This is a genomic window from Simplicispira lacusdiani, assembly GCF_003604195.1.
Taxonomy (GTDB): domain Bacteria; phylum Pseudomonadota; class Gammaproteobacteria; order Burkholderiales; family Burkholderiaceae_C; genus Simplicispira; species Simplicispira lacusdiani.
The window spans coordinates 94,388-116,162 of record NZ_QXGR01000008.1 but is presented as its reverse complement, the minus strand read 5'-3'; the positions used below and the strand labels follow the sequence as shown (position 1 = coordinate 116,162).

Sequence of the window (21,775 nt, the reverse complement as noted above, 5' to 3'; positions counted from 1 at the left end):
GGACGGGCGTTTAAGGCATTTTTTACTGAGAGTTTTCTGATGAAACCCATCCAAGTAGGCCTTCTGGGCATCGGCACCGTCGGCAGCGGCGTGTTCAACGTGCTGCAACGCAACCAGGAAGAGATCCGCCGCCGCGCGGGCCGTGGCATTGAGATCGCCATGGTGGCCGACCTGGACGTGGAGCGCGCCAAGGCCGTGGTGGGTGACGGCGTGCAGGTGGTCAGCGACGCCCGGGCCGTCATCGCCAACCCCGACATCGACATCGTGATCGAACTCATTGGCGGCTACGGCATCGCCAAGGCCCTGGTGCTCGAAGCCATCGCGGCGGGCAAGCACGTGGTCACGGCCAACAAGGCGCTGCTGGCCGTGCATGGCACCGAGATCTTCGCCGCCGCGTCCGCCAAGGGCGTGATGGTGGCCTTTGAGGCCGCCGTGGCCGGGGGCATCCCGATCATCAAGGCGCTGCGCGAAGGCCTCACCGCCAACCGCATCCAGTGGATCGCCGGCATCATCAACGGCACCACCAACTTCATCCTGTCCGAGATGCGCAGCAAGGGCTTGGACTTCGACGTGGTGCTCAAGGAGGCCCAGCGCCTGGGCTACGCCGAGGCCGACCCCACCTTCGACATTGAAGGCGTGGACGCCGCGCACAAGGCCACCATCATGTCGGCCATCGCCTTCGGCATCCCGGTGCAGTTCGATAAGGCGTATGTCGAGGGCATCACCCAGCTCAGCGCACAGGACATCAAGTACGCCGAGCAGCTGGGCTACCGCATTAAGCTGCTGGGCATCACCAAGCGCGCCGACAAGGGCGTGGAGCTGCGCGTGCACCCCAGCCTGGTGCCCTCCAAGCGCCTGATCGCCAACGTCGAGGGCGCCATGAACGCCGTGGTGGTGCAAGGCGACGCCGTGGGCACCACGCTGTACTACGGCAAGGGCGCGGGCTCCGAGCCCACGGCCAGCGCCGTGATCGCCGACCTGGTGGACATCGCCCGCCTGCACACGGCCGACCCCGAGCACCGCGTGCCCCACCTGGCCTTCCAGCCGCACACCCTGACCGACGCCATGGATGCGCTGCCCGTGCTGCCCATGAGCGAAGTGGTCACCAGCTACTACCTGCGCCTGCGCGTGGCCGACCAGGCCGGCGTGCTGGCCAAGGTGACCGGCATCCTGGCCGGCGCCGGCATCAGCATCGACGCGGTGCTGCAGCGCGAGGCCGACGAGGTGGGCGGCGAGGGTTCCACCCAGACCGACCTCATCATCCTCACGCACGACACCCGCGAAGGCACCATGAACGACGCTATCGCGCAGATGCAGGCCTTGCCCACGGTGCTGGCGCCCATTACCCGCATCCGCAAGGAAGAGCTGAACTAAACGCCCGAGCAGGACGAACGCCATGCTGTACCTCTCCACGCGCGGTCACCCGGACCGCAAGCATTTCTGCGACATCCTGCTCGAAGGCCTGGCGCCCGACGGCGGGCTGTACCTGCCCGAGCACTACCCGCGGATTGACGATGCCCAGCTGACCCAGTTGCGCAAGGCCTACCACGAGCAGGGCTACGCCGAGCTGGCATTCCAGATCCTGTCGCTCTACATCGACGACATTCCCGCCGCCGACCTGAAGGCGCTGTGCGAAAAGACGTACACGGCCGAGGTGTTCGGCACCGGCGAGATCGTGCCGCTGCGCCACCTGGAAGACGGCCTGTGGCTCGAAGCCCTGTCCAACGGCCCCACGCTGGCCTTCAAGGACATGGCCATGCAGTTGCTGGGCAACCTGTTCGAATACGAACTGAAGCGCCGGGGCGAGCAGCTCAACATCCTGGGCGCCACCAGCGGCGACACCGGCAGCGCGGCCGAATACGCCATGCGTGGCAAAGAGGGCGTGCGCGTCTTCATGACCAGCCCGCACGGCCGCATGAGCGCGTTCCAGCAGGCGCAGATGTTCTCGCTGCAGGACGAGAACATCCACAACATCGCCATCGAGGGCGTGTTCGACGACTGCCAGGACATCGTCAAGGCCGTGTCCAACGACTTGGAGTTCAAGCGCAAGTACAAGATCGGCACCGTCAACTCCATCAACTGGGCGCGCCTGCTGGCGCAGGTGGTGTACTACTTCGCCGGCTACGTGCAGGCCACGGAAACGAACGACCAGAAGGTCAGCTTCACCGTGCCCAGCGGCAACTTCGGCAACATCTGCGCGGGCCATGTGGCGCGCATGATGGGCCTGCCGATCGACAAGCTGGTGGTGGCCACCAACGAGAACGACGTGCTCGACGAATTCTTCCGTACCGGCGTGTACCGCGTGCGCGGCAGCGCCGACACGCACGAGACCTCCAGCCCCTCCATGGACATCAGCAAGGCCAGCAACTTCGAGCGCTTCGTGTTCGACCTGCTGGGCCGCGACGCCGCCAAGACCAAGGCGCTGTTCGGTGACGCGCTGTCCACGCAAGGCCGGTTCGACCTGAGCCAGGACCCGCGCTTCGCCGATGCGGCCGCCAAGTACGGCTTCGAGAGCGGCAAGAGCACGCACGCCGACCGCCTGGCCACCATCAAGGACAACTACCAGCGCCACGGCGTCACCATCGACACCCACACCGCCGACGGCGTGAAGGTGGCGCGCGAGCACCGGGGCGATGCCGGCGTGCCCATGATCGTGCTGGAGACGGCCCTGCCCATCAAGTTCGCCGAGACCATTCAAGAGGCCCTGGGCCACGCGCCCGAGCGCCCGGCCAAGTTCGCCGGGATCGAAGACCTGCCCAAGCGCGTGCAGGTCATGCCCGCCGACGTGCGGCAGGTCCAGGCCTATATCGAACGGCATTGCGCATAAAAAACGGCTCTAAAGTCCGCCCAATAAGCGCTATAAGCTATTGAAATAATAGCAATTGAAGGACCGACGGATGAAGGTTGCATGCTTTGCCGGGTATTCCAACTCCGGCAAGACGACGCTGATCGAGCAGGTCATCCCCCTGCTGCGCCAGCAGGGCTTGCGGGTGTCGGTGGTCAAGCACGCCCACCACCGCTTCGACATCGACCACCCCGGCAAGGACTCGCACCGCCACCGCGAGGCCGGCGCCTTCGAGGTGGTGATCGCCTCCGACCGGCGCCTGGCCCTGGTGCGCGAGTTCGAGCAGCCCGCGCAGCTCACCGTGCACCAGATGCTGGCCGAGCTGTACGGCGGCGTGGACTGGGTGCTGGTGGAAGGCTTCAAGGAAAGCGACCTGCTCAAGATCGAGGTCTGGCGCGCGCCTGCGCCGGGCCAGCCCGATCGCCCGGTGCGTTACCCCGAGGACGATTTCGTCGCCGCCGTGGCCACCGACACGCCGGACGGCCTGCCCGTGCCCACGGGCCTGCCCGTGCTTGACCTGAACCAGCCCGCCCAGGTGGCGCAGTGGCTGCTTGCGCAAGGCGAGCGCTTCGAATACGACTGGGATCTGCACGGAGCCGCGCCATGAGCCGCCCGCCGCTGATGGCGCTCGACGACGCACTGGCCGCGCTGCTGGCCCAGGCCGCCCCGCTGGCGCGCGAAGACGTGGCCACCTTCGAGGCTGACGGCCGCGTGCTCGCGCAGGACCTCGTCTCGGCCCTGCAGGTGCCCGCCTTCGACAACAGCGCCATGGACGGCTACGCCCTGCGCTACGCCGACGTGGCCGCCCCCGGCGCGCTGCTGCCGGTCTCGCAGCGCATCGCCGCCGGAGGCACGGGCGCGCCCCTGCAGGCCGGCACGGCCGCGCGCATCTTCACCGGCGCGCCCGTGCCGCCCGGCGCCGACGCCGTGGTCATGCAGGAGGACTGCCTGGCGCAGGACGATGGCACGGTGCGCGTGCAGACCCTGCCGCGCAGCGGCCAGAACATCCGCCGTGCGGGCGAGGACATCGCCCGGGGCGCCGTGGTGCTGCGCGCCGGCACGCGCCTGGCCCCCGCCGCGCTCGGCCTGGCCGCCAGCATCGGCCTGGCGCGCCTCCCCGTGGCGCGCCGCCCGCGCGTGGCGCTGTTTTCCACGGGCGACGAGCTGGTCATGCCCGGCGAAGTGGCACCTGAACAGTTGCCGCCCGGCGCCATCTACAACAGCAATCGCTTCTTCCTGCGTGCCCTGCTGCGGCGCCTGGGCTGCGAGGTCACCGATTGCGGCAACCTGCCCGACCAGCGCGAAGCCACCACCGAGGCCCTGCGCGGCGCCAGCACTGACCACGACGTGGTGCTGACCAGCGGCGGCGTGTCCGTGGGCGAGGAAGACCACGTCAAGCCTGCCGTTCAGCAGCTGGGCCACCTCGACCTGTGGCAGATCGGCATCAAGCCCGGCAAGCCGTTTGCCTGCGGCAAGGTGGGTGGCGCGCACTTCATCGGCCTGCCGGGCAACCCGGTGTCCAGCCTCATCACCTTCCTGGTGCTGGTGCGGCCCTTCCTGCTGCGCCTGCAAGGGGTGCAGGATGTTGCTCCTGAAACCGTAGCTGCCAGCGCCCATTTCAACTGGCCCAAGCCCGAAAAACGCCGTGAATTCCTGCGCGTGCGCCGCAACGCGGCGGGCGGGCTGGACCTGTACCCGCACCAGGGCTCGGGCGTGCTCACCTCCGCCGTCTGGGGCGACGGCCTGGTGGACCACCCGGCCGGCCAGACCATTGCGCACGGCGACACCGTGCGCTTCATCGCCTTCTCGGAGCTCATGTGAACATGAAGATCACCGTGCGCTATTTCGCCTCCATCCGCGAGGCCGTGGGGCAGGGCAGCGAGGCCGTGGACACCGCTGCCGCAACGCTGGGCGCGTTGCGCGACGAGCTCATCGCGCGCGGGGGGGCGTATGCCACCAGCCTGGCGCATGGCCGGGCCGTGCGCATGGCGTTGAACCAGGTGCTCAGCGACGAATCCGCCGCCCTGGCCGACGGGGCGGAGGTGGCGTTCTTCCCGCCGGTCACGGGCGGGTAGCCTTACCGTAGCACGGGCTGCTGCGGGTTGGGGAAAACCCCGCGCTGACGATTCTTCCGCGCCCGCTTGAAAAAACATCCTCGGGCCGTGGTTCCCATTCGCGGAGCCGTCCATTAGGCTTGCGCCCCAGGGCCTGTTCGCGGGTCCTGGAACACGCTCCACGGTCCGCGCCCTCGTGACAGGTCTGGCATGGCTGCCGCCGTGGCTGCGTGATGCAGTGCGCGCGGGAGCCAGCCCGCCATCAACCTGGTGCAGGCGGCCCATGCGAATCCTCGATCTAGCTTTCTTCCCCGCAGCCTGGCTGCTGCGTCCCCTGGGCCTGCGCGTCCGGCTGGCCCTGCTGGCGGGCCTGATGCTGGCGCCGGGCCCCCTGGCCATCGCGGCCGCCTGGGGCGGCGCGCAGCCGTGGCTGGGGCTGGGCGGCGCACTGTGGTGCGCGCTGCTGTACCTGTTCGCCGGATTCGCCCGCGAACTGCTGCTGCAGGCCGGGGCGCTGGCCCGCATCGCCCGCAACAACGCACGGGGCGACCTGTCCCAGGCCGTGGTGGTGCCCGGCCGGGGTGAACTGGCGCAGGCGGGGCAGTACCTGGAGTCCATGAACGAGAACTTCTCGGGCCTGGTGGGCACGGTGCGCAACCAGGCCGTGCACGTGGCCCAGGCCGGCAACTCCCTGACGGCGAGCATGCAGGACCTGGCGCAGCGCACCGAGGCCCAGGCCGCCAGCCTGGAGCAGGGCAGCGCCAGCATCGGCGCGCTCAGCGAATCGGTGCAGGCCACGGCGCAGCGTGCCAAGGCGGTGGACGCGCTCACGCGCCGCGTGCGCGCCGAGGCGGATGCGGGCGCCGCGGCCATGGAGGCCGCCGTGGGGGCCATCGGCGACATCGCGGCGGGCTCGCGGCGCATGGGCGAGATTGTTGGCGTGATCGACGGCATCGCCTTCCAGACGAACATCCTCGCCCTCAATGCCGCCGTGGAGGCGGCACGGGCGGGCGAGAGCGGGCGGGGCTTCGCTGTCGTGGCCAACGAGGTGCGCACGCTGGCGCAGCGCTGCGCCACGTCGGCGGGCGAGATCCGCACCCTGATCGAGCACGCCGGCCGCCAGGTGGACACGGGCGTGGCGCGCACGGATGGCGTCAAGGAACGCCTGCGCACGGTGGTCCAGGGCGTGCGCGAGGTGGCCGACGGCCTGGCCGCCATCGCCACGGCCAGCGACGAGCAGAGCATGACCCTGGGCGAGGTGGCGCAGGCCGTGCGGGAGCTTGACCAGATCACGCAGCGCAACGGCAGCATGGTCGAAGAGGCCCTGCATTCCACGATGGGGCTGCGGGACCGGTCCTCCAGCCTCAGCGCCTCGGTGGCCGCCATCCGCCTGCGCCGGGGCACCGCCGACGAGGCCTATGCGCTGGTCTGCCGCGCCATGCGACTGGTGGAACAGCGGGGGCTGGCGGCGGCCGCGCAGGCGTTCCACGACCCCGCCGGGCCGTTCCGCGACCGCGACCAGTACATCTTCGTGTTCGACCGGCAGGGCGTCTACCAGGTGTTCGGTTCCACGCCCGAGAGGGTGGGGAAAACCGTGCACGATGTTCCGGGCCTGGATGGCCCCCTGGTCTTGCGCGAGTTTTTCGCGGCGGCTCAGCGGGGCGGTGACTGGGTGGATTACGAGGTGGTGAACCCGGTCACCGGGGTGGTGGATGAAAAAACCTCCTTCATCCTTCCGCTGGGCACGGACCGCGTGATGGGCTGCGGCGTCTTCAAGCCCAAGGGGGGCTTTCGGCTGCAGGCATGAGCGCCATCCTGGTCAGCGCCCTTCGCGGATGCGCTGCTCCGACAGTTCGTGCAGGTACACCTCCAGGTTGGTGTATCCGGGCACGCCGACCATGGGCATGGAAAGCTGCGTTCCGTTGTGGTCCTGGGCCAGCGGGTTCAGGCCGTGCGCGGCTTCCCAGGCATCGGGCATGCCGTCGCCATCGGTATCGGCCGGAGCTGCCGGGGCCATGGCGAAGGGCAGGGCGCTGCCATCGCCCGCCGGATTGATGTGGCGTGGCAGCGGCGTGATCTGACCGCGCGCCACTGCATCCATGAGCCGGCGGTCCATCGGGTCGCGGGGGAAAGCCCCCGCCCTGAAGACCGCCAGCGATGCCAGGTTGGAGGCGCTGTCGTAGCCGATGAAAGGGAAGCCGTGCCGTTGTGCCACGCCAAAGCTGGGCAGCGCGGCTGATGGATGCTGCTCGGGATAGTCGTTGCAGCAGTACATCAACTCGTAGTCGCCGCGCTGTGGGAACAGGTTGAAACGGTTGCCCGCGAACCAGGTGGCGGTGCGTGGCTGCGCACCCTGCGGCGTTGCCATGTGGATCAGGCCGAAGCGTGAAGGCTCGGGTTGCGTGGCGTCGCGCGCAAAGGCCTGGTTGGCGGCGAGGTTCATGCGGTAGTAGATGGGCTGGCCGGCATCGGAGCCCGAGACCGTGGTGTTGTTGACATCGATGAAGTAGCCCATGTCCCAGTACAGGTTGTTGGACAGCTCGATGTCCATCACCGACCCGGCGGCCGCGGCGCTCTCGCGCGAGAGCTCGGGGTAGCGCCCGAGGATGCGGTTGAACACGTTGTGGTGCAGAGCCAGGCGCGTCAGCTCATAGCCCTGGGCGGGGTTGCTGTAGTTCACGAGCACGCCGCCACGGTCGGCATGGTCGCCCACGGTCTCGGCGATGATGGTGTTCTGCAGCGTGATGTCTTGGGCGTAGGAGATTTCCACGGCCTCGTCGGTGGCGCCGCCAATGGACACCTGGTCCACGATGGCGCGGCGTGTGTAGCGCAGGCGCAGGCCATCGTCGTGCCGGCCGTCGGGCCGGATGCGCACATGGCGCATGATCCAGTTGTCGGCCTTGCGGCTGCCGGCGGCGCAGGCCACGTTCTGGTCGCAGTAAGGCTCCTCGGTGGTGTGGAACTGGCGCACGGTGATGCCGCCGGGCGATGTGTGGCCGGCGATGGTGACGTCGCCGCGCGTCAGGTGGACCGGGGCATCGATCAGTCCGCTGACCGCGAACACCACGGTGCGCGGCCCTTCCTCGTCCAGCGCGGCCTGCAGCGAGCCCGGGCCGTTGGCGTTGAGGTTGGTCACGGTGATCACGCGGCCCCCGCGTCCGCCCGTGGCCTGGGCACCAAAGCCGGCGGCGCCGGGGAAGGCCTGGGCCAGCCCTTCCGCGGCGGAGCCCACGCTCACCACGGCCAACTGCGTGCCTTCCACCCGGACGCCATTGAATGCCTGTCCGTCGATCAGGAGGCTGGGCAGGTGCAGTGCCGACGTGGCGGCATCGAAACTGAAGGTGGTGGCGCGCGGGTCGTTCACGTAGACCGCCGACAGCCCCAGGATGCGCAGCACCACATCGCGGTAGCGGTCCGGCAGGCCCGCCACGCCGATCTCGGTGATGGTCAGCTCGCTGGTGGTGCTGCTGAACGAGGACGACGCGGCCTGGGCCTGCAGACTCAGCAGCAGTCCGGCGAGAAGAATGGAAAAGCGTGGCATGAAGAACCCCCTGGAGCGGCGATGGAGACAGGTGCGGCCATCTTATGCCCAGTCGGCATGCTCAGCCCGGCGCATCCAGCCGGGGGCAGGGCCACTGCAGCAGCTCGGCCAGCCGCACCACCACCCAGGTGGCTTCGCCGGCGGTGACGCCCGCGTCCTGCGAGCACAGGCCGCCATGGATGCGCCGCAGGATCTCGGACTCCGACGGCGCCTGCACGTGGTACAGCGTCTGCGCCTGCTCCACCAGGTGGCACGCCAGGTCTTCGCACAGCTCGTAGCGCTGGCGCACCACGTCGGCGCGCTCGCGCAGGCGTCCCCGGGCGTCGCTGTGGACGGCGATGAAGGAGGGCGGGACCAGGATCTGGTTGTCGTCGTCGTGCATGCCGATCAGTCCGGCGTGAACTGGCGCTCGAAGCGCGCCATGTCCGCTTCTTGCTCGAAGCTCACCAGCTGCCCCATCTTCATATCGGAGAGGCGGCAGGCGGCGAACAGGCTGGCCTTGCCGGCCAGGCCGTAATCGGGCAGGTGGATCAACGCATAGGGGTGGGGCACGAACAGCTGGTGCTCGAAAATCGTGCGGTGCTCGTTGCGCGGGGATGGGAACAGCTTGTAGCCGTCGGTGGTGATGGTCTGGGTCGCCATGGCTTGCAGGGGCTGGGGGCGTTAAAGTGCGAAGCATCCTACCGGCAATCGGGCCGGGTGGGACGAGAAAGGATTTCATGGCACGGTCGAAGAACGAATGGGCCAGCAAGGTGTTCGCGCTGATCCGCGCGGGCAATGTGGACGCCGCCAAGGCGCAGATCAAGGTGGCACCCACCGTGGGCGACATTGTCCGGTTGCAGGACTTGCTGGCGCAACTGCCGCCGTCCCCGGCGCTGCGGCAACTGGCTGCGTTCGTCGAGGAAGAGCGCGCCCTGCTGGCCGCGCCGCGCCTGCACCGCTCGCCATGACTTGCACCGCCACGACCATGACCATGACCACCCCGCGTGTTTCCATCCAGACCCAGGATTTCGACGCTTCCGCCGAGCTGGCCGCCCTGCGCGCCCAGGACAAGCGCGTGGGCGCCGTGTGCTGCTTCGTCGGCACCGTGCGTGACCGCAATGGGGCCGAGGGCGACGCCGTGGCCTCGATGGAACTGGAGCACTACCCCGGCATGACCGAGAAATCGATCGAGGCCATGATCGACGCCGCCATGGCGCGCTTCGACATCTTCGGCGCGCGCGTCATCCACCGCGTGGGCCTGCTCGCGCCGCTCGACCAGATCGTGCTGGTGGCCGTGACCTCGGCGCACCGGGGCGCGAGCTTCGAGGCCTGCGAGTTCCTCATGGACTACCTGAAAACCCAGGCGCCGTTCTGGAAGAAGGAAGCAACCGCCCAGGGCGCGCGCTGGGTCGATGCGCGCGTGAGCGACGACGCCGCGCTGGCGCGCTGGGGCATCACGGCGGCGCCCAACGCCTGAGAACGTGTTTACGATCTTTTCATGGAGCCCGCAAGGCAGCAAGAAGCCGCAATCTAGGCGCGCGCCGCAGGCCATGCTGGGGGCCTGGGCAAGGTGCGCAACGACGAGTGCGGCTTCTTGCTGCCTTGCCCGAAGGGTTGCCCCGCAAAGGCGCCGTCTGCGGCGTTGCAAATCCTCGCCGGGCCACCAGCCCGGCTGCGGTTTGCGCCTTGCAGCCACTGCCTTTGCGGGGCAACGGGCTCCATGAAAAGATCGTAAACACGTTCTGAGCCGACTCAGGCTCAGCCGCCGGCACGGATGCGCGCCACGTTGCGGTTCATCCAGCGACGCACCACGGCCTGGAACAGCCAGCGCTTGAAGCCCGACAGGTTGGCGCCGTGGCGCGCGTAGAAGGCGTCGGGGTCGTCGAACACGCCGAAGTCGTGGTTGATGCCCTCCTTCTGGATGTAGGTGTTGCCGCCCCGCCAGTCGACCGGCGGGTGCTGCAGGTCGGGCGTGGCGGCGCCATAGCCGCAAAACGGCCCCTGGTGCGTGGCGAAACGCCGCTGCAGGGCGCGCAGATAGGCGCCGTCGAGGATGAAGCCCTCCAGCTCCAGCCAGCGGCCCTCGAACCACACCTCCACCCAGCTGTGCACGATGCTGCGCGGCGCGAGAAGGTAGGCCGCGCCAGTGATGGCGCCCTTCTGCAGCGCCTTGTCGATGGTGAAGCCGTGCAGCCGGCACGGGATGCCGCAGGCGCGCAGCAGCGCCATGAACAGCGTGCCCTTGGTGTTGCATTGCCCGATGCCGTCGGCCAGCACGCGCGAGGCGGGCAGGTCGTCGGCCAGGTTGTAGCCGAAAGCGATCTCGTCGCGCACGAAGCCGTAGATGGCGCCGATGCGCTCGCGCTCCGGGAGCTGGCGCCAGCTGCGCTGCGCGACCAGCGCCTGGATGCGCGGGTGCGTGTGGTCGAGGATGGGGGTCTGGCGCAGCAGGGTGGGGGTGTCGATGGAGGTCATGGCGCCATTGAAAACCTTGAAGAAGCTTCAAGGTCAAGCGGAATTTAGAGGGCGCCGCCTTTCCATCGCGGCGCGGCGGTTGAAAAATGCGGCCTGGGCCTAAGCTGTGGGGCAACAGGAGAACCACACCCATGCGTCTCGACAAATTCACCACCAAGTTCCAGGAAGCCCTGGGCGACGCCCAGTCGCTCGCGCTGGGCAATGACAACGCCTACATCGAACCCGTCCACCTGCTGGTGGCCATGCTGCGCCAGGACGACGGCCCGCGCGCGCTGCTGGAGCGCGCCGGCGCCAATGTGCCGGGCTTGCTTGCCGCGGCCGAGGCGGCCGTCAAGCGCCTGCCCCAGGTGCAGGGCCACGAGCAGGTGCAGGGCGGCCCCGAGCTGGGCCGCGTGCTGCAGGCCACCGAGAAGGAGGCCATCAAGCGCGGCGACCAGTTCATCGCCAGCGAGCTGTTCCTGCTGGCGCTGACCGACAGCAAGGGCGAGGCCGCGCGCATCGCCAAGGAAAACGGCCTCACGCGCAAGAGCCTGGAGGCCGCCATCGAGGCCGTGCGTGGCGGCGCCAAGATGGACAGCGCCGAGGGCGAGGGCCAGCGCGAGGCGCTGAAGAAATACTGCATCGATCTGACCGAGCGCGCCCGCCTCGGCAAGCTCGATCCGGTGATTGGCCGCGACGACGAGATCCGCCGCGCCATCCAGGTGCTGCAGCGCCGCACCAAGAACAACCCCGTGCTCATCGGCGAACCCGGCGTGGGCAAGACCGCCATCGTCGAGGGCCTGGCCCAGCGCATCGTGGCCGGCGAGGTGCCCGAATCGCTCAAGGGCAAGCGCGTGCTGTCGCTCGACATGGCGGCGCTGCTGGCGGGCGCCAAGTTCCGTGGCGAGTTCGAGGAACGCCTGAAAACCGTGCTGAACGAGCTGGCCAAGGACGAGGGCCAGACCATTGTCTTCATCGACGAGCTGCACACCATGGTGGGCGCCGGCAAGGCCGAGGGCGCGATGGATGCCGGCAACATGCTCAAGCCCGCGCTGGCGCGTGGCGAGCTGCACTGCGTGGGCGCGACCACGCTGGACGAATACCGCAAGTACATCGAGAAGGACGCCGCGCTGGAGCGCCGCTTCCAGAAAATCCTTGTGGGCGAGCCCACCGTGGAGGCGACCATCGCCATCCTGCGCGGCCTGCAGGAAAAGTACGAGGTGCACCACGGCGTGGAGATCACCGACCCGGCCATCGTAGCCGCGGCCGAGCTGAGCCACCGCTACATCACCGACCGTTTCCTGCCCGACAAGGCCATCGACCTGATCGACGAGGCCGCGTCCAAGATCAAGATCGAGATCGACTCCAAGCCCGAGGTCATGGACAAGCTCGACCGCCGGCTGATCCAGCTGCAGATCGAGCGCGAGGCCGTGAAGAAGGAGAAGGACGAGGCCTCGCAGAAGCGCCTGGCGCTGATCGAGGAGGAAATCACCTCGCTGCAGAAGGAGATCGCCGACCTGGAGGACATCTGGACCGCCGAGAAGGCCCAGGCCCAGGGCAGCCAGCAGGTGCGCGAGCAGGTCGAGCAGGTCAAGCAGCAGATCGAGGAACTCAAGCGCAAGGGCGACTTCAACAAGGTGGCCGAGCTGCAATACGGCAAGCTGCCCGAGTTGGAGCGCCAGCTCAAGGAAGCCCAGGCCCAGGAAGAGGGCCAGAATGGCACGCCCAACCGCCTGCTGCGCACGCAGGTGGGCGCCGAGGAAATCGCCGAGGTGGTGAGCCGCGCCACGGGCATCCCCGTGGCCAAGATGATGCAGGGCGAGAAGGACAAGCTCTTGCAGATGGAAGGCAAGCTGCATGAGCGCGTGGTGGGCCAGAACGAGGCCATCGCCGCCGTGGCCAACGCCATCCGGCGCTCGCGCTCGGGCCTTTCCGACCCGAACCGCCCCACGGGCTCGTTCCTGTTCCTCGGCCCCACGGGCGTGGGCAAGACCGAGCTGTGCAAGGCGCTGGCCGGCTTCTTGTTCGACAGCGAGGAGCACCTGATCCGCATCGATATGAGCGAGTTCATGGAAAAGCACTCCGTGGCCCGCCTGATCGGCGCGCCGCCCGGCTACGTGGGCTATGAAGAGGGCGGCTACCTGACCGAGGCCGTGCGCCGCAAGCCCTACAGCGTGCTGCTGCTCGATGAGGTGGAGAAGGCCCACCCCGACGTTTTCAACGTGCTGCTGCAGGTGCTGGACGACGGCCGCCTGACCGACGGCCAGGGCCGCACCGTGGACTTCAAGAACACCGTGATCGTGATGACGAGCAACATCGGCTCGCACCTGATCCAGGCCATGGTGGGGCAGGACTCGGACGACATCAAGGAAGCCGTGTGGGGCGAGCTGAAGAACCACTTCCGCCCCGAGTTCCTCAACCGCATCGACGAAACCGTGGTGTTCCACGCGCTCGACGCGGCGCACATCGAGGCCATCGCGCGCATCCAGTTGCAGCTGCTCGAATCGCGCCTGGCGAAGATGGACCTGGCGCTGGACGTTTCGCCCGCCGCGCTGGCCGAGCTGGCCAAGGTCGGCTTCGACCCGGTGTTCGGCGCGCGCCCGCTCAAGCGCGCCATCCAGCAGCGCATCGAGAACCCGCTGTCCAAGCTGCTGCTCGAAGGGCGCTTCCCGCCCAAGAGCGCGATCGCGGTCAGCGTGGACCCGGTGCTGGAGCCCGGGGTGTTCCACTTCGCTGGCGCGCCGGCAGCGTGATTTGCTATGAATAGAATAGCTTGTGGCGCTTTATGGATGGGCGCTGCAGGCTATTTTTATTCAAATTTCTTGGAGGTTGCTTGAACGATCTGCTCGCGGGCCTGGCCCGCTTCGTGGTGCGCCTGCTGCTGCTGGCCGTGGGCCTGGTGTTCTTCCTGAGCCTGCTCGCGGCGGGGCTGGTGCTGGCCCTGGCCTGGGGCCTGCGCCTGCTGTGGGCGCGCCTGACCGGGCGCCCCGTCACCCCCTGGGCGGCGCGCATCGACCCGCGCACGGCCTGGAACACCGTGTACCGTTCCGGCGGCCGCTGGAGCCGCGCGGACGCCGCATCGCCCGGCGCGCCGGAAGCCCGGGCGCAGACGCCGGTCCATCTGCGCCCGCTGCCCGGTGCCGAAGACGTGACCGACGTGCAGCCACGCGAGCCCGGCGGTTCGTGAACATAGACCGGCCCCTCTAATCCCGACACGGACGAGGGGCGCCGCCCTATGATGCGCGGATGAACACTGTCGACCTCCAAGCCCTGTTTGACGCCCAGTACCAGGCCAGCCGCGCCCAGGTGGACGTGCCCCTGGTGGTGCGCCGCGAGCGCATCCTGCGCATGCGCAAGCTCCTCGACGAGCACGGGCCCACGCTGGCCGCCGCCGTGCAGGCCGACTTCGGCGTGCGCTCGCAGCGCCTCACCGAGGTGGCCGACATGTTCGTGCTGCGCTCCCTGATCGGCCACACCCTGCGCCACCTGGGCCGCTGGATGAAGCCGCAGAAGGTGCGCACCCCCATCTTCCTGCAGCCCGCCAGCGCCATGATCCAGCGCCAGCCGCTGGGCGTGGTGGGCGTGGTCTCGCCCTGGAACTACCCGGTGCAGCTCGCGCTGGCGCCCGCCATCAGCGCGCTGGCGGCGGGCAACCGCGTGATGATCAAGCCCAGCGAACTCACGCCCCACACCGCGGCCCAGATGGCGCTGCTGATCGGCCAGTTCTTCACGCCTGACGAAGTCTGCGTGGTGCAGGGCGACGCGGCCCTCTCCAGCGCCTTCTGCGCGCTGCCGTTCGACCACCTGGTGTTCACCGGCTCCACCGCCGTGGGCCGCAAGGTGGCGCAGGCGGCCGCCGCCAACCTCACGCCCACCACGCTCGAACTCGGCGGCAAGTCGCCCTGCATCATCGACGCCAGTTGCGACCTGCAGGAAGCGGCCATCAAGATCGCGCACGGCAAGCTGCTCAATGCCGGCCAGACCTGCATCGCGCCCGATTACGTGCTGCTGCCCCGGGGCCGCGAGGCCGCGTTCGCCGAGGCCTTCCGTGCCGCCGTGGCCAAGCTGTTCCCGCGCATCGCGGGCAACCCCGACTACGCCTCCATCATCAGCCCGCGCCACCTGGCGCGCCTGCGCACCATGCTGCAGCAGGCCCAGACCCAGGGCGCCGAGGTGCAGAGCATGGACCCAGCGCCAGGCAGCATGCCCGACCCGTCCGCCGCCGTGCAGGACGGCGGCACCAGCCGCCAGATGGCGCCGGTGCTGGTGTTTGGCGCCACCTCGGGCATGCAGCTCATGCAGGAGGAAATCTTCGGCCCCATCCTGCCCGTGATCTCCTACGAGCGGCTCGACGACGCCATCACCCACATCAACAGCGGCCCGCGCCCGCTGGCGCTGTACTGGTTCGGCAGCGATACCGGCGTGCGCGATGACGTGCTGCGCCGCACCGTGAGCGGCGGCGTGACGGTGAACGACACGCTGATGCACATCGCCCACGACGGCCTGCCGTTTGGCGGCGTGGGCGACAGCGGCTGGGGCGCCTACCACGGCGAGCTGGGCTTCCTGCGCTTTTGCCACCAGAAGTCCGTGCTGGTGCAATCGCGCTGGGCCATGGGGCATCTGTTCTATCCGCCCTACGGCGCGCGTTTCGACCAGGTCATGGGCCTGCTGCGGCGCCTGTTCTGAGGGTTGCCAGGCCTGCTCTGGGCCTGCCATCACACACCGCCTCCGTGCTCCGCACAGGGGCGTTTTTCATTTGCGGCGACAATGCCGCTCCGTTTCGTTTTTTGTCAGTCCGTTTTCGGTCGGTTTTTTCATGTCCAGTATCCAGGTTCGTCCCGCCACGCTTCGCGATGCAAAAGCCATTGCCCAGATCCACACCATTGCCGCACAGGCAGCCTACAAAGGCCTGGTGCCCGACGATCAGTTGAAGAATCTCTCCGTTGAAAAGCGCCAGGCCTACTGGCGCGAAGCCATTGAATATTGCGAGCCCCAGGTGCAGGTGGCCGTGGAAGACGAGAAGATCGTCGGCTTTGTTGGCTTCGACCGCTCGCGCGATGAAAAGTCGCGCCCCACCACCGGTGAAATCTGGGCCATCTACGCCGCCCCCACCCATTGGAACAAGGGCGTGGGCCTGGCGCTGTGGGACGCCGCGCGCGACGGCCTGCAGGAAGAAGGCTGCACCAACGTCACCGCCTGGGTGCCGCTGCGCAACGAGCGCGCCCTGCGCTTCCACGAGCTGGCCGGCTTTAAGCGCGAAATGACCACCGCCAAGACCGCCGTGGTCGGTGGCGTCAAGATCGAGGAAGTGCGCCTCAAGCGGCCGTTGAACTAGGAACAACCCCCTGTGTCGCTGCGCTCCTTCCCCCTTCTCTGGCATCGCTGCGCGATGCGGAAGGGGGACGCCCCCAGCGCGGCGGGGCGGCCCTTGCGCGGGGGCCGCTGGCCTGGGCCGCGCCAGTGTTTTGCGGCGCGTGTGCTTCTCGGCGCCATGGTTTACTAAAAGGCTCCCATGATTGAATGGAACGAACAGGGCGAGGTGCGCAGTGCGCGCTGGCGTTCCGAGAGCGGCGCCGCCGCGCCGCGCCGCGTGGAGTTGGCCGACGATACCCTGGCGGCCGACAGCGCCTACCGCCTGGCTTGCGCCGGCACTGGCCTGCTGTGGCGCGGTGACTTCCAGAACGCGCGGCATCTGCTGCAGGCGCTGATGCGCCGCGCCGACCGCAAGCCCGCCAAGGCGGCGGCCAAGGCCGCGCAAAAGATGGCGGCCGCCACCCCCGCCGAGCAGTTCCACCTGCACCGGCAGGCACAGGCACAGCGCGCGCGCACCCTGGGGGCCGTGCTGATTCCGGTGGAGGGCGACTACAGCATCGCCTTGCGCCGCGCGCCCGACTGGCGCGCAGCCTGCCAGGAGGCCTGGGGCCCCGCCAGCGGCGAGGCCAGCGTGGTGTCGCTGCGTGAACTGCTGGGCATCGTCGGTGCACACGAATGGCGCAAGAAGGGCGTGGAAATCCCTGCCCTGGGCGCTGGCCCGAACAACCGCATCCACCCGCACTACGGCGTGTTCTCGCCGGTGCGCGGTGAATACATCGACCTCGTGGCGCAAGCCGCGTTGCCGTCCAAGGAACTCGCGTTCGACATCGGCACCGGCACCGGCGTGCTGGCGGCCGTGCTGGCGCGCCGGGGTGTGCGCCGCGTGGTAGCCACCGAACTGGCGCCGCGTGCCCTGGCCTGCGCGCAGGACAACCTGCAGCGCCTGGGCCTGCAGGGCCGCGTCGAGCTGCTGGCGGCCGACCTGTTTCCGCCCGGGCGCGCGCCGCTCGTGGTCTGCAACCCGCCCTGGCTGCCCGCGCGGCCCAGCTCGGCCATCGAGCAGGCGGTGTACGACGAAGGCAGCCGCATGCTCAAGGGCTTTCTGGCCGGACTGCGCGAACACCTGGAGCCCGGCGGCGAAGGCTGGCTGCTGCTGTCCGACCTGGCCGAACACCTGGGCTTGCGCACGCGCGACGAACTGCTGGGCTGGATCGCCGCAGGCGGCCTGCGCGTGCTGGGCCGTGAAGATGTGCGCCCGCGCCACGGCAAGGCGCAGGACGCCAGCGACGCGCTGCACGCCGCGCGCGCGGCCGAGGTCACATCGCTGTGGCGGCTGGCTGCGGCCTGAAGCGCGCCGAACTCGGACCAGACGAGGCGGGCGCGGCCTCCTCGGGCAGCAACTGCACCATGCGCTCGCGGATCACTGCGGCCCGCTCGGCGCCGGCCAGGTAGCCCACCTCCTCCAGCAGCGCCTCGCCCACGTCCAGCATGCTCCAGCGGTCGCGCGCGCCACGCAGTGCCGCACGGTACTGCTCGGCCAGTTGCGGGTTGCGCCGCGCGAACATGCGCTCGCAAATATCGAACAGGTACATGCGCGTGCCCGCCAGCGAGCGCAGCGGCACGTGCTGCGCCAGCACGATGGGCGACGCGGTGGCGGGCAGGCCATCGTCATCCGCCTGCGGCACCGGCGGGCAGAGGTAGCCCGCGTGCACCAGCTCATCGACTATCTGCCGCCCCTCGCCGTTGTACATGGCCTGCAGTTCGTGCAGGGGCTTGCCGTCGGCCAGCAACAGCAGCGAGCGCTCCCGCAGGCTCAGCGTGCGCACGCCGGGCTGCAGTTCGAGGCGGGCTTTGTCGGTCTTGAGCAGCATCATGGGGCAGGGTGGACGGTTTCCTGCCCGGTATTGCAGCAGTGTGGGATGACGGCTTGATGACCGTGGCGCTTGGCTGGTTTCGACCCGGAGCGCTCCTCCTTCAGCTAAGACCCGCAAAGCCGTCAGTTGATGGTGTACGGGCCATGGCATGGCTCAACTCCGTGCGCAAGATATAGTGTTTGGAACGAATGCATTCGCGGGACTGATCCAGCAACTGTGCGGTGCGCAACACAGGAGGGGCGGCGGGTTTCATGGCTGAATTTAGTACTGAAATTACATACAGCGCATGTGCTGCTGAACCAGGCAGCAGGCTGCTCGCAGCACTTTTGCCGAACCAATTTAGATTGCAAGTGCCAGATATGGCCTGCGGCTTGGTGCGGTCTACATTACGTTGGGCATTACAAGAAAGGGGAATCTGATGGATTTTTGGACTTGGGTAATCATCATTGTGGTCGGTGCAGTGGTGGTTGCCGTCATTCAGGCGATCAATACATCAAACAAGAAAAAGGCAATGGATGATCATCTTGGCGGCATCAAGGATTTTTCGACTACGCAGAAAGTTATCGGGTCGGACGGAAACACTGGCCTCGCCATTGATGAGCAGCGTAAGAAAATTTGTCTAATTGACCACAGGCAGCAAAATGTAACCACGAGGGTTTTTGTATACAAGAATTTACTTTCCTCCGAGATTTTCGAAGACGGTGCAACAGTTACTAAAACTGTACGCTCAAGCCAGCTTGGAGGCGCATTGATTGGAGGCCTCGCACTTGGTGGTGTAGGGGCAATAATTGGTGGTCTTTCCGGGAAAACACAGACATCTGGCAAGATCAAAAAAATTGATCTTCGGTTGACTGTCAACGACACCACGAACCCTCTTCACGACATTAATTTCCTTGACTTGGAAACGAAGAAGGATGGCTTTATTTACAAACAGGCGATTCAGCAGGCACGTCACTGGCACGGATTGATTGAAGTATTGATCAAGCGTGCAGACCTTGAAGACAAGGCCGCGAGTACGAACGACGCACCGAAACTTCCATCGGGGTCTGTCGCCGATGAACTTAAAAAGCTCGCCGAGCTGCGTGATGCGGGCGTACTAAGTATTGAAGAATTTCAGCAGCAAAAAGCGCGGCTTCTGAGCGCGTGAAGAAAATACCCAACAATACGGCCCAGCGGACCGGCCAAAAATTGCGTTTTTGTCCGCCCGCTGAGCTTCGATGTTGGGCGCCCGCTTTCAGTAGCCGTCACCGGCTGCTTCTAGCCGCCAGCCGTCGATCTTCGTGACGTGAGCCATTCCTCCCCGCTGATAGACCATTCCACCAAGATACCAAATGTGCAGGGTGAATGATTGCTACTAAAATAGTAGCTAATAGCGCTTGTATCTATTGGCCTGGAGTCCATTTTTATTAAAATCCATGGCCGAGGCATTGCCACCTGCCCCCCCGAACCACCCACCATGACCCTGCTCCTGGCCCCCATGGAGGGCCTTCTCGATTTCGTGCTGCGCGATGTGCTGACCCGGGTGGGCGGCGTGGACCGGTGCGTGTCGGAATTCATCCGCATCACCGGCACGCTGCTGCCCGACAAGGTGTTCCTGCGCTACGTGCCCGAGCTGAACCACGGCGGGCGCACGCTGGCCGGCGTGCCGGTGCGCGCGCAGTTGCTGGGCTCGGACCCGGTGTGCATGGCCGAGAACGCCGCGCGGCTGGCCGCGCTGGGGCCCGAGGGCATCGACCTGAACTTCGGCTGCCCGGCCAAGGTGGTGAACCGCCATGGCGGCGGCGCGGCGCTGCTGCGCGAGCCCGAGCGCATTGCCGCCGTGGTGGGGGCGGTGCGCCGCGCGGTGCCGGCGCACCTGCCGGTGTCGGCCAAGATGCGCCTGGGCTACGACGACGCCAGCCTGGCGCGCGAATGCGCCCAGGCCATGGAAGCGGGTGGTGCGTGCGAGATCGTGGTGCATGCGCGCACCAAGGTGGACGGCTACCGGCCGCCCGCGTATTGGGAGCAGATTCCGGCCATCCGCGCGGCGGTGGCGGTGCCGGTGGTGGCCAATGGCGAGATCTGGACGGTGGAGGACGCCCGGCGCTGCCGCGCGGTCTCGGGCTGCGAGGCGCTGATGCTGGGGCGCGGCATCGTGGCCGACCCCGGACTGGCGCGTGCCCTGCGCGCGGCCGATGCCGGTCGGCCGGGCAGCGACGTGGTGCTGTGGGCCGACCTGCTGCCGCACCTGGGCGACTTCTGGCGGCTGGTGTGCGACGGCCTGGAGGCGCGCCAACGCGCTGGCCGGCTCAAGCAGTGGCTCAACCTGCTGCGCCGGCGCTTCCCCGAGGCCGAGTGGGCCTACCAGCAGGTGCGCACGATGACGGACCAGCAGGCTATCACGCTGTGGCTGGCGGCCCAGCAGCCGGCGGGCTGAGTTACCAGCTCACCTCGCGGTCGGGCGTGGCGCTGATCTTGTGGATGGACAGGTCGGCGCCGTCGTATTCCTCTTCCTGCGACAGGCGTAGGCCCAGCGTGGCCTTGAGGGCGCCGTAGACCAGGGCACCGCCCAGCACGGCCCAGGTGGCGCCCATGGCGGTGCCGATGAGCTGGCCGCTGAAGGTCACGCCACCCAGGCCGCCCAGGGCCTTGCTGCCGAAGATGCCCGCCGCCAGGCCGCCCCAGGTGCCGCACAGGCCGTGCAGGGGCCATACGCCCAGCACATCGTCGATCTTCCAGCGGTTCTGTGTGAGCGTGAACATCACCACGAAGATGCAGCCGGCCACCGCGCCCACCACCAGGGCACCGAGCGGGTGCATGAGGTCGGAGCCCGCGCACACGGCCACCAGGCCGGCCAGCGGGCCGTTGTGCACGAAGCCGGGGTCGTTCTTGCCCAGCACCAGCGCCGCCAGCGTTCCGCCCACCATGGCCATGAGGGAGTTGACGGCGACCAAGCCGGAGATCTTGTCCAGCGTCTGCGCGCTCATCACGTTGAAGCCGAACCAGCCGACCACCAGAATCCACGAGCCCAGCGCCAGGAAGGGGATGCTCGACGGTGGGTGCGCCGAAACGGCGCCGTCCTTGCGGTAGCGGTTGGAGCGCGAGCCCAGCAGCAGCACGGCGGGCAGGGCGATCCAGCCGCCCACGGCGTGCACCACGATGGAGCCCGCGAAGTCATGGAACTCCTCGCCCGTCACGGCCTTGATCCAGGCCTGCACGCCGAAATGCTGGTTCCAGGCGATGCCCTCGAAGAAGGGGTAGACCAGGCCGACGATGGCGGCCGTTGCCAGCAGTTGGGGCCAGAACTTGGCGCGCTCGGCGATGCCGCCCGAGACGATGGCCGGAATGGCGGCGGCGAAGGTCAGCAAAAAGAAGAACTTCACCAGCCCGTAGCCGCTCTGCAGCACCAGGGTTTCCGCGCCCACGAAGAAGTGCGTGCCATAGGCCACGCTGTAGCCCACGGCGAAGTACACCACGGTGGACACCGAGAAATCGACGAGGATCTTCACCAGGGCATTCACCTGGTTTTTCTTGCGGACGGTGCCCAGCTCCAGAAACGCGAACCCGGCGTGCATGGCCAGAACCATGATGGCGCCGAGCAGGATGAACAGCGTGTCCGTGCCCTGTTTGAGTGATTCCATGATTTCCCTTGTGCCTTGAATTGAACCGTTCTGGTGCATGCGCGGGGCTTGTGCCAGATTTGCACTGAAACAAAGCAAAAACTGCGCCATAC

At 67.7% G+C, this 21,775-nt stretch carries 21 protein-coding genes and 1 pseudogene; 16 read left to right on the top strand and 6 right to left on the bottom strand.

Annotated elements, in window-relative coordinates:
• Positions 1-39 precede the first annotated feature (39 nt).
• The 7 genes and pseudogenes from D8S75_RS12690 (at position 40) to D8S75_RS17980 (ending at position 6,706) form a co-directional block, all read left to right on the top strand.
• The gene (locus D8S75_RS12690; protein ID WP_119966716.1) at positions 40-1,374 is read left to right on the top strand and encodes a homoserine dehydrogenase; all 1,335 of its coding nucleotides are present in this window, start codon (positions 40-42) and stop codon (positions 1,372-1,374) included.
• A 22-nt stretch (positions 1,375-1,396) separates the two neighbouring features.
• On the top strand, positions 1,397-2,827 hold the full coding sequence (thrC, locus tag D8S75_RS12685) for a threonine synthase (protein WP_119966715.1): 1,431 nt from the start codon (positions 1,397-1,399) through the stop codon (positions 2,825-2,827).
• Positions 2,828-2,897: 70 nt separating this feature from the next.
• Entirely contained in the window at positions 2,898-3,452 is a 555-nt protein-coding gene (gene mobB / locus D8S75_RS12680; protein ID WP_119966714.1) for a molybdopterin-guanine dinucleotide biosynthesis protein B, read from the top strand.
• On the top strand, positions 3,449-4,666 hold the full coding sequence (locus D8S75_RS12675) for a molybdopterin molybdotransferase MoeA (protein WP_119966713.1): 1,218 nt from the start codon (positions 3,449-3,451) through the stop codon (positions 4,664-4,666). Before mobB ends, D8S75_RS12675 begins: the two co-directional genes overlap by 4 nt.
• Before the next feature lie 2 nt (positions 4,667-4,668).
• Positions 4,669-4,920 carry a molybdopterin converting factor subunit 1 gene (moaD, locus tag D8S75_RS12670; protein ID WP_119966712.1) on the top strand — a complete coding sequence of 84 codons (252 nt, stop codon included), beginning with the start codon at positions 4,669-4,671 and terminating at the stop codon, positions 4,918-4,920.
• Positions 4,921-5,182: 262 nt separating this feature from the next.
• A pseudogene (locus tag D8S75_RS12665) lies at positions 5,183-6,181 on the top strand (methyl-accepting chemotaxis protein); the annotation flags it as partial.
• 27 nt (positions 6,182-6,208) lie between these two features.
• Positions 6,209-6,706 (top strand): cache domain-containing protein, encoded by a 498-nt coding sequence (locus D8S75_RS17980; protein WP_442475630.1) that lies wholly within the window; start codon positions 6,209-6,211, stop codon positions 6,704-6,706.
• A gap of 12 nt (positions 6,707-6,718) precedes the next feature.
• On the opposite strand, the gene D8S75_RS12660 is transcribed toward D8S75_RS17980, so the two are convergent.
• The 3 genes from D8S75_RS12660 to D8S75_RS12650 form a co-directional block, all read right to left on the bottom strand.
• Positions 6,719-8,440, bottom strand: a complete 1,722-nt coding sequence (locus D8S75_RS12660) for a hypothetical protein (RefSeq protein WP_119966710.1) — start codon at positions 8,438-8,440, stop codon at positions 6,719-6,721.
• Positions 8,441-8,501: 61 nt separating this feature from the next.
• Positions 8,502-8,822: a hypothetical protein gene (locus D8S75_RS12655; RefSeq protein ID WP_119966709.1), complete on the bottom strand. Its 321-nt coding sequence runs from the start codon at positions 8,820-8,822 to the stop codon at positions 8,502-8,504.
• Between the two features lie 5 nt (positions 8,823-8,827).
• Complete coding sequence (locus tag D8S75_RS12650; protein WP_119966708.1) at positions 8,828-9,082, bottom strand: hypothetical protein; 255 nt, start codon at positions 9,080-9,082, stop codon at positions 8,828-8,830.
• A gap of 77 nt (positions 9,083-9,159) precedes the next feature.
• On the opposite strand from D8S75_RS12650, the gene D8S75_RS12645 reads away from it, so the two are divergent.
• Both D8S75_RS12645 and D8S75_RS12640 read left to right on the top strand, forming a co-directional pair.
• Positions 9,160-9,390, top strand: a complete 231-nt coding sequence (locus D8S75_RS12645) for a hypothetical protein (RefSeq protein WP_119966707.1) — start codon at positions 9,160-9,162, stop codon at positions 9,388-9,390.
• Between the two features lie 23 nt (positions 9,391-9,413).
• Positions 9,414-9,899: a molybdenum cofactor biosynthesis protein MoaE gene (locus D8S75_RS12640; RefSeq protein ID WP_119966790.1), complete on the top strand. Its 486-nt coding sequence runs from the start codon at positions 9,414-9,416 to the stop codon at positions 9,897-9,899.
• A 281-nt stretch (positions 9,900-10,180) separates the two neighbouring features.
• Here D8S75_RS12640 and D8S75_RS12635 read toward each other — a convergent pair whose 3' ends face one another.
• Positions 10,181-10,897 carry a transglutaminase-like domain-containing protein gene (locus D8S75_RS12635; RefSeq protein ID WP_119966706.1) on the bottom strand — a complete coding sequence of 239 codons (717 nt, stop codon included), beginning with the start codon at positions 10,895-10,897 and terminating at the stop codon, positions 10,181-10,183.
• Between the two features lie 131 nt (positions 10,898-11,028).
• On the opposite strand from D8S75_RS12635, the gene clpB reads away from it, so the two are divergent.
• From clpB to D8S75_RS12610, 5 genes are all read left to right on the top strand, one after another.
• Positions 11,029-13,629 carry an ATP-dependent chaperone ClpB gene (gene clpB / locus D8S75_RS12630; RefSeq protein WP_119966705.1) on the top strand — a complete coding sequence of 867 codons (2,601 nt, stop codon included), beginning with the start codon at positions 11,029-11,031 and terminating at the stop codon, positions 13,627-13,629.
• 80 nt (positions 13,630-13,709) lie between these two features.
• The gene (locus D8S75_RS12625) at positions 13,710-14,063 is read left to right on the top strand and encodes a hypothetical protein (protein ID WP_119966704.1); all 354 of its coding nucleotides are present in this window, start codon (positions 13,710-13,712) and stop codon (positions 14,061-14,063) included.
• Positions 14,064-14,122: 59 nt separating this feature from the next.
• Complete coding sequence (locus D8S75_RS12620; protein ID WP_119966703.1) at positions 14,123-15,562, top strand: coniferyl aldehyde dehydrogenase; 1,440 nt, start codon at positions 14,123-14,125, stop codon at positions 15,560-15,562.
• Between the two features lie 130 nt (positions 15,563-15,692).
• Entirely contained in the window at positions 15,693-16,211 is a 519-nt protein-coding gene (locus D8S75_RS12615) for a GNAT family N-acetyltransferase (RefSeq protein ID WP_119966702.1), read from the top strand.
• Between the two features lie 177 nt (positions 16,212-16,388).
• Complete coding sequence (locus D8S75_RS12610; RefSeq protein ID WP_119966701.1) at positions 16,389-17,537, top strand: methyltransferase; 1,149 nt, start codon at positions 16,389-16,391, stop codon at positions 17,535-17,537.
• On the opposite strand, the gene D8S75_RS12605 is transcribed toward D8S75_RS12610, so the two are convergent.
• Positions 17,506-18,063, bottom strand: a complete 558-nt coding sequence (locus D8S75_RS12605) for a hypothetical protein (protein ID WP_119966700.1) — start codon at positions 18,061-18,063, stop codon at positions 17,506-17,508. The two genes, D8S75_RS12610 and D8S75_RS12605, sit on opposite strands and share 32 nt — an antisense overlap.
• Before the next feature lie 418 nt (positions 18,064-18,481).
• Here D8S75_RS12605 and D8S75_RS12595 point away from each other — a divergent pair, with 418 nt between their 5' ends.
• Positions 18,482-19,210 (top strand): SHOCT domain-containing protein, encoded by a 729-nt coding sequence (locus D8S75_RS12595; protein ID WP_119966699.1) that lies wholly within the window; start codon positions 18,482-18,484, stop codon positions 19,208-19,210.
• A 309-nt stretch (positions 19,211-19,519) separates the two neighbouring features.
• Positions 19,520-20,479: a tRNA dihydrouridine synthase gene (locus D8S75_RS12590; protein ID WP_119966698.1), complete on the top strand. Its 960-nt coding sequence runs from the start codon at positions 19,520-19,522 to the stop codon at positions 20,477-20,479.
• A 1-nt stretch (position 20,480) separates the two neighbouring features.
• On the opposite strand, the gene D8S75_RS12585 is transcribed toward D8S75_RS12590, so the two are convergent.
• Positions 20,481-21,683, bottom strand: a complete 1,203-nt coding sequence (locus D8S75_RS12585; protein WP_119966697.1) for an ammonium transporter — start codon at positions 21,681-21,683, stop codon at positions 20,481-20,483.
• Between the last annotated feature and the right edge of the window lie 92 nt (positions 21,684-21,775).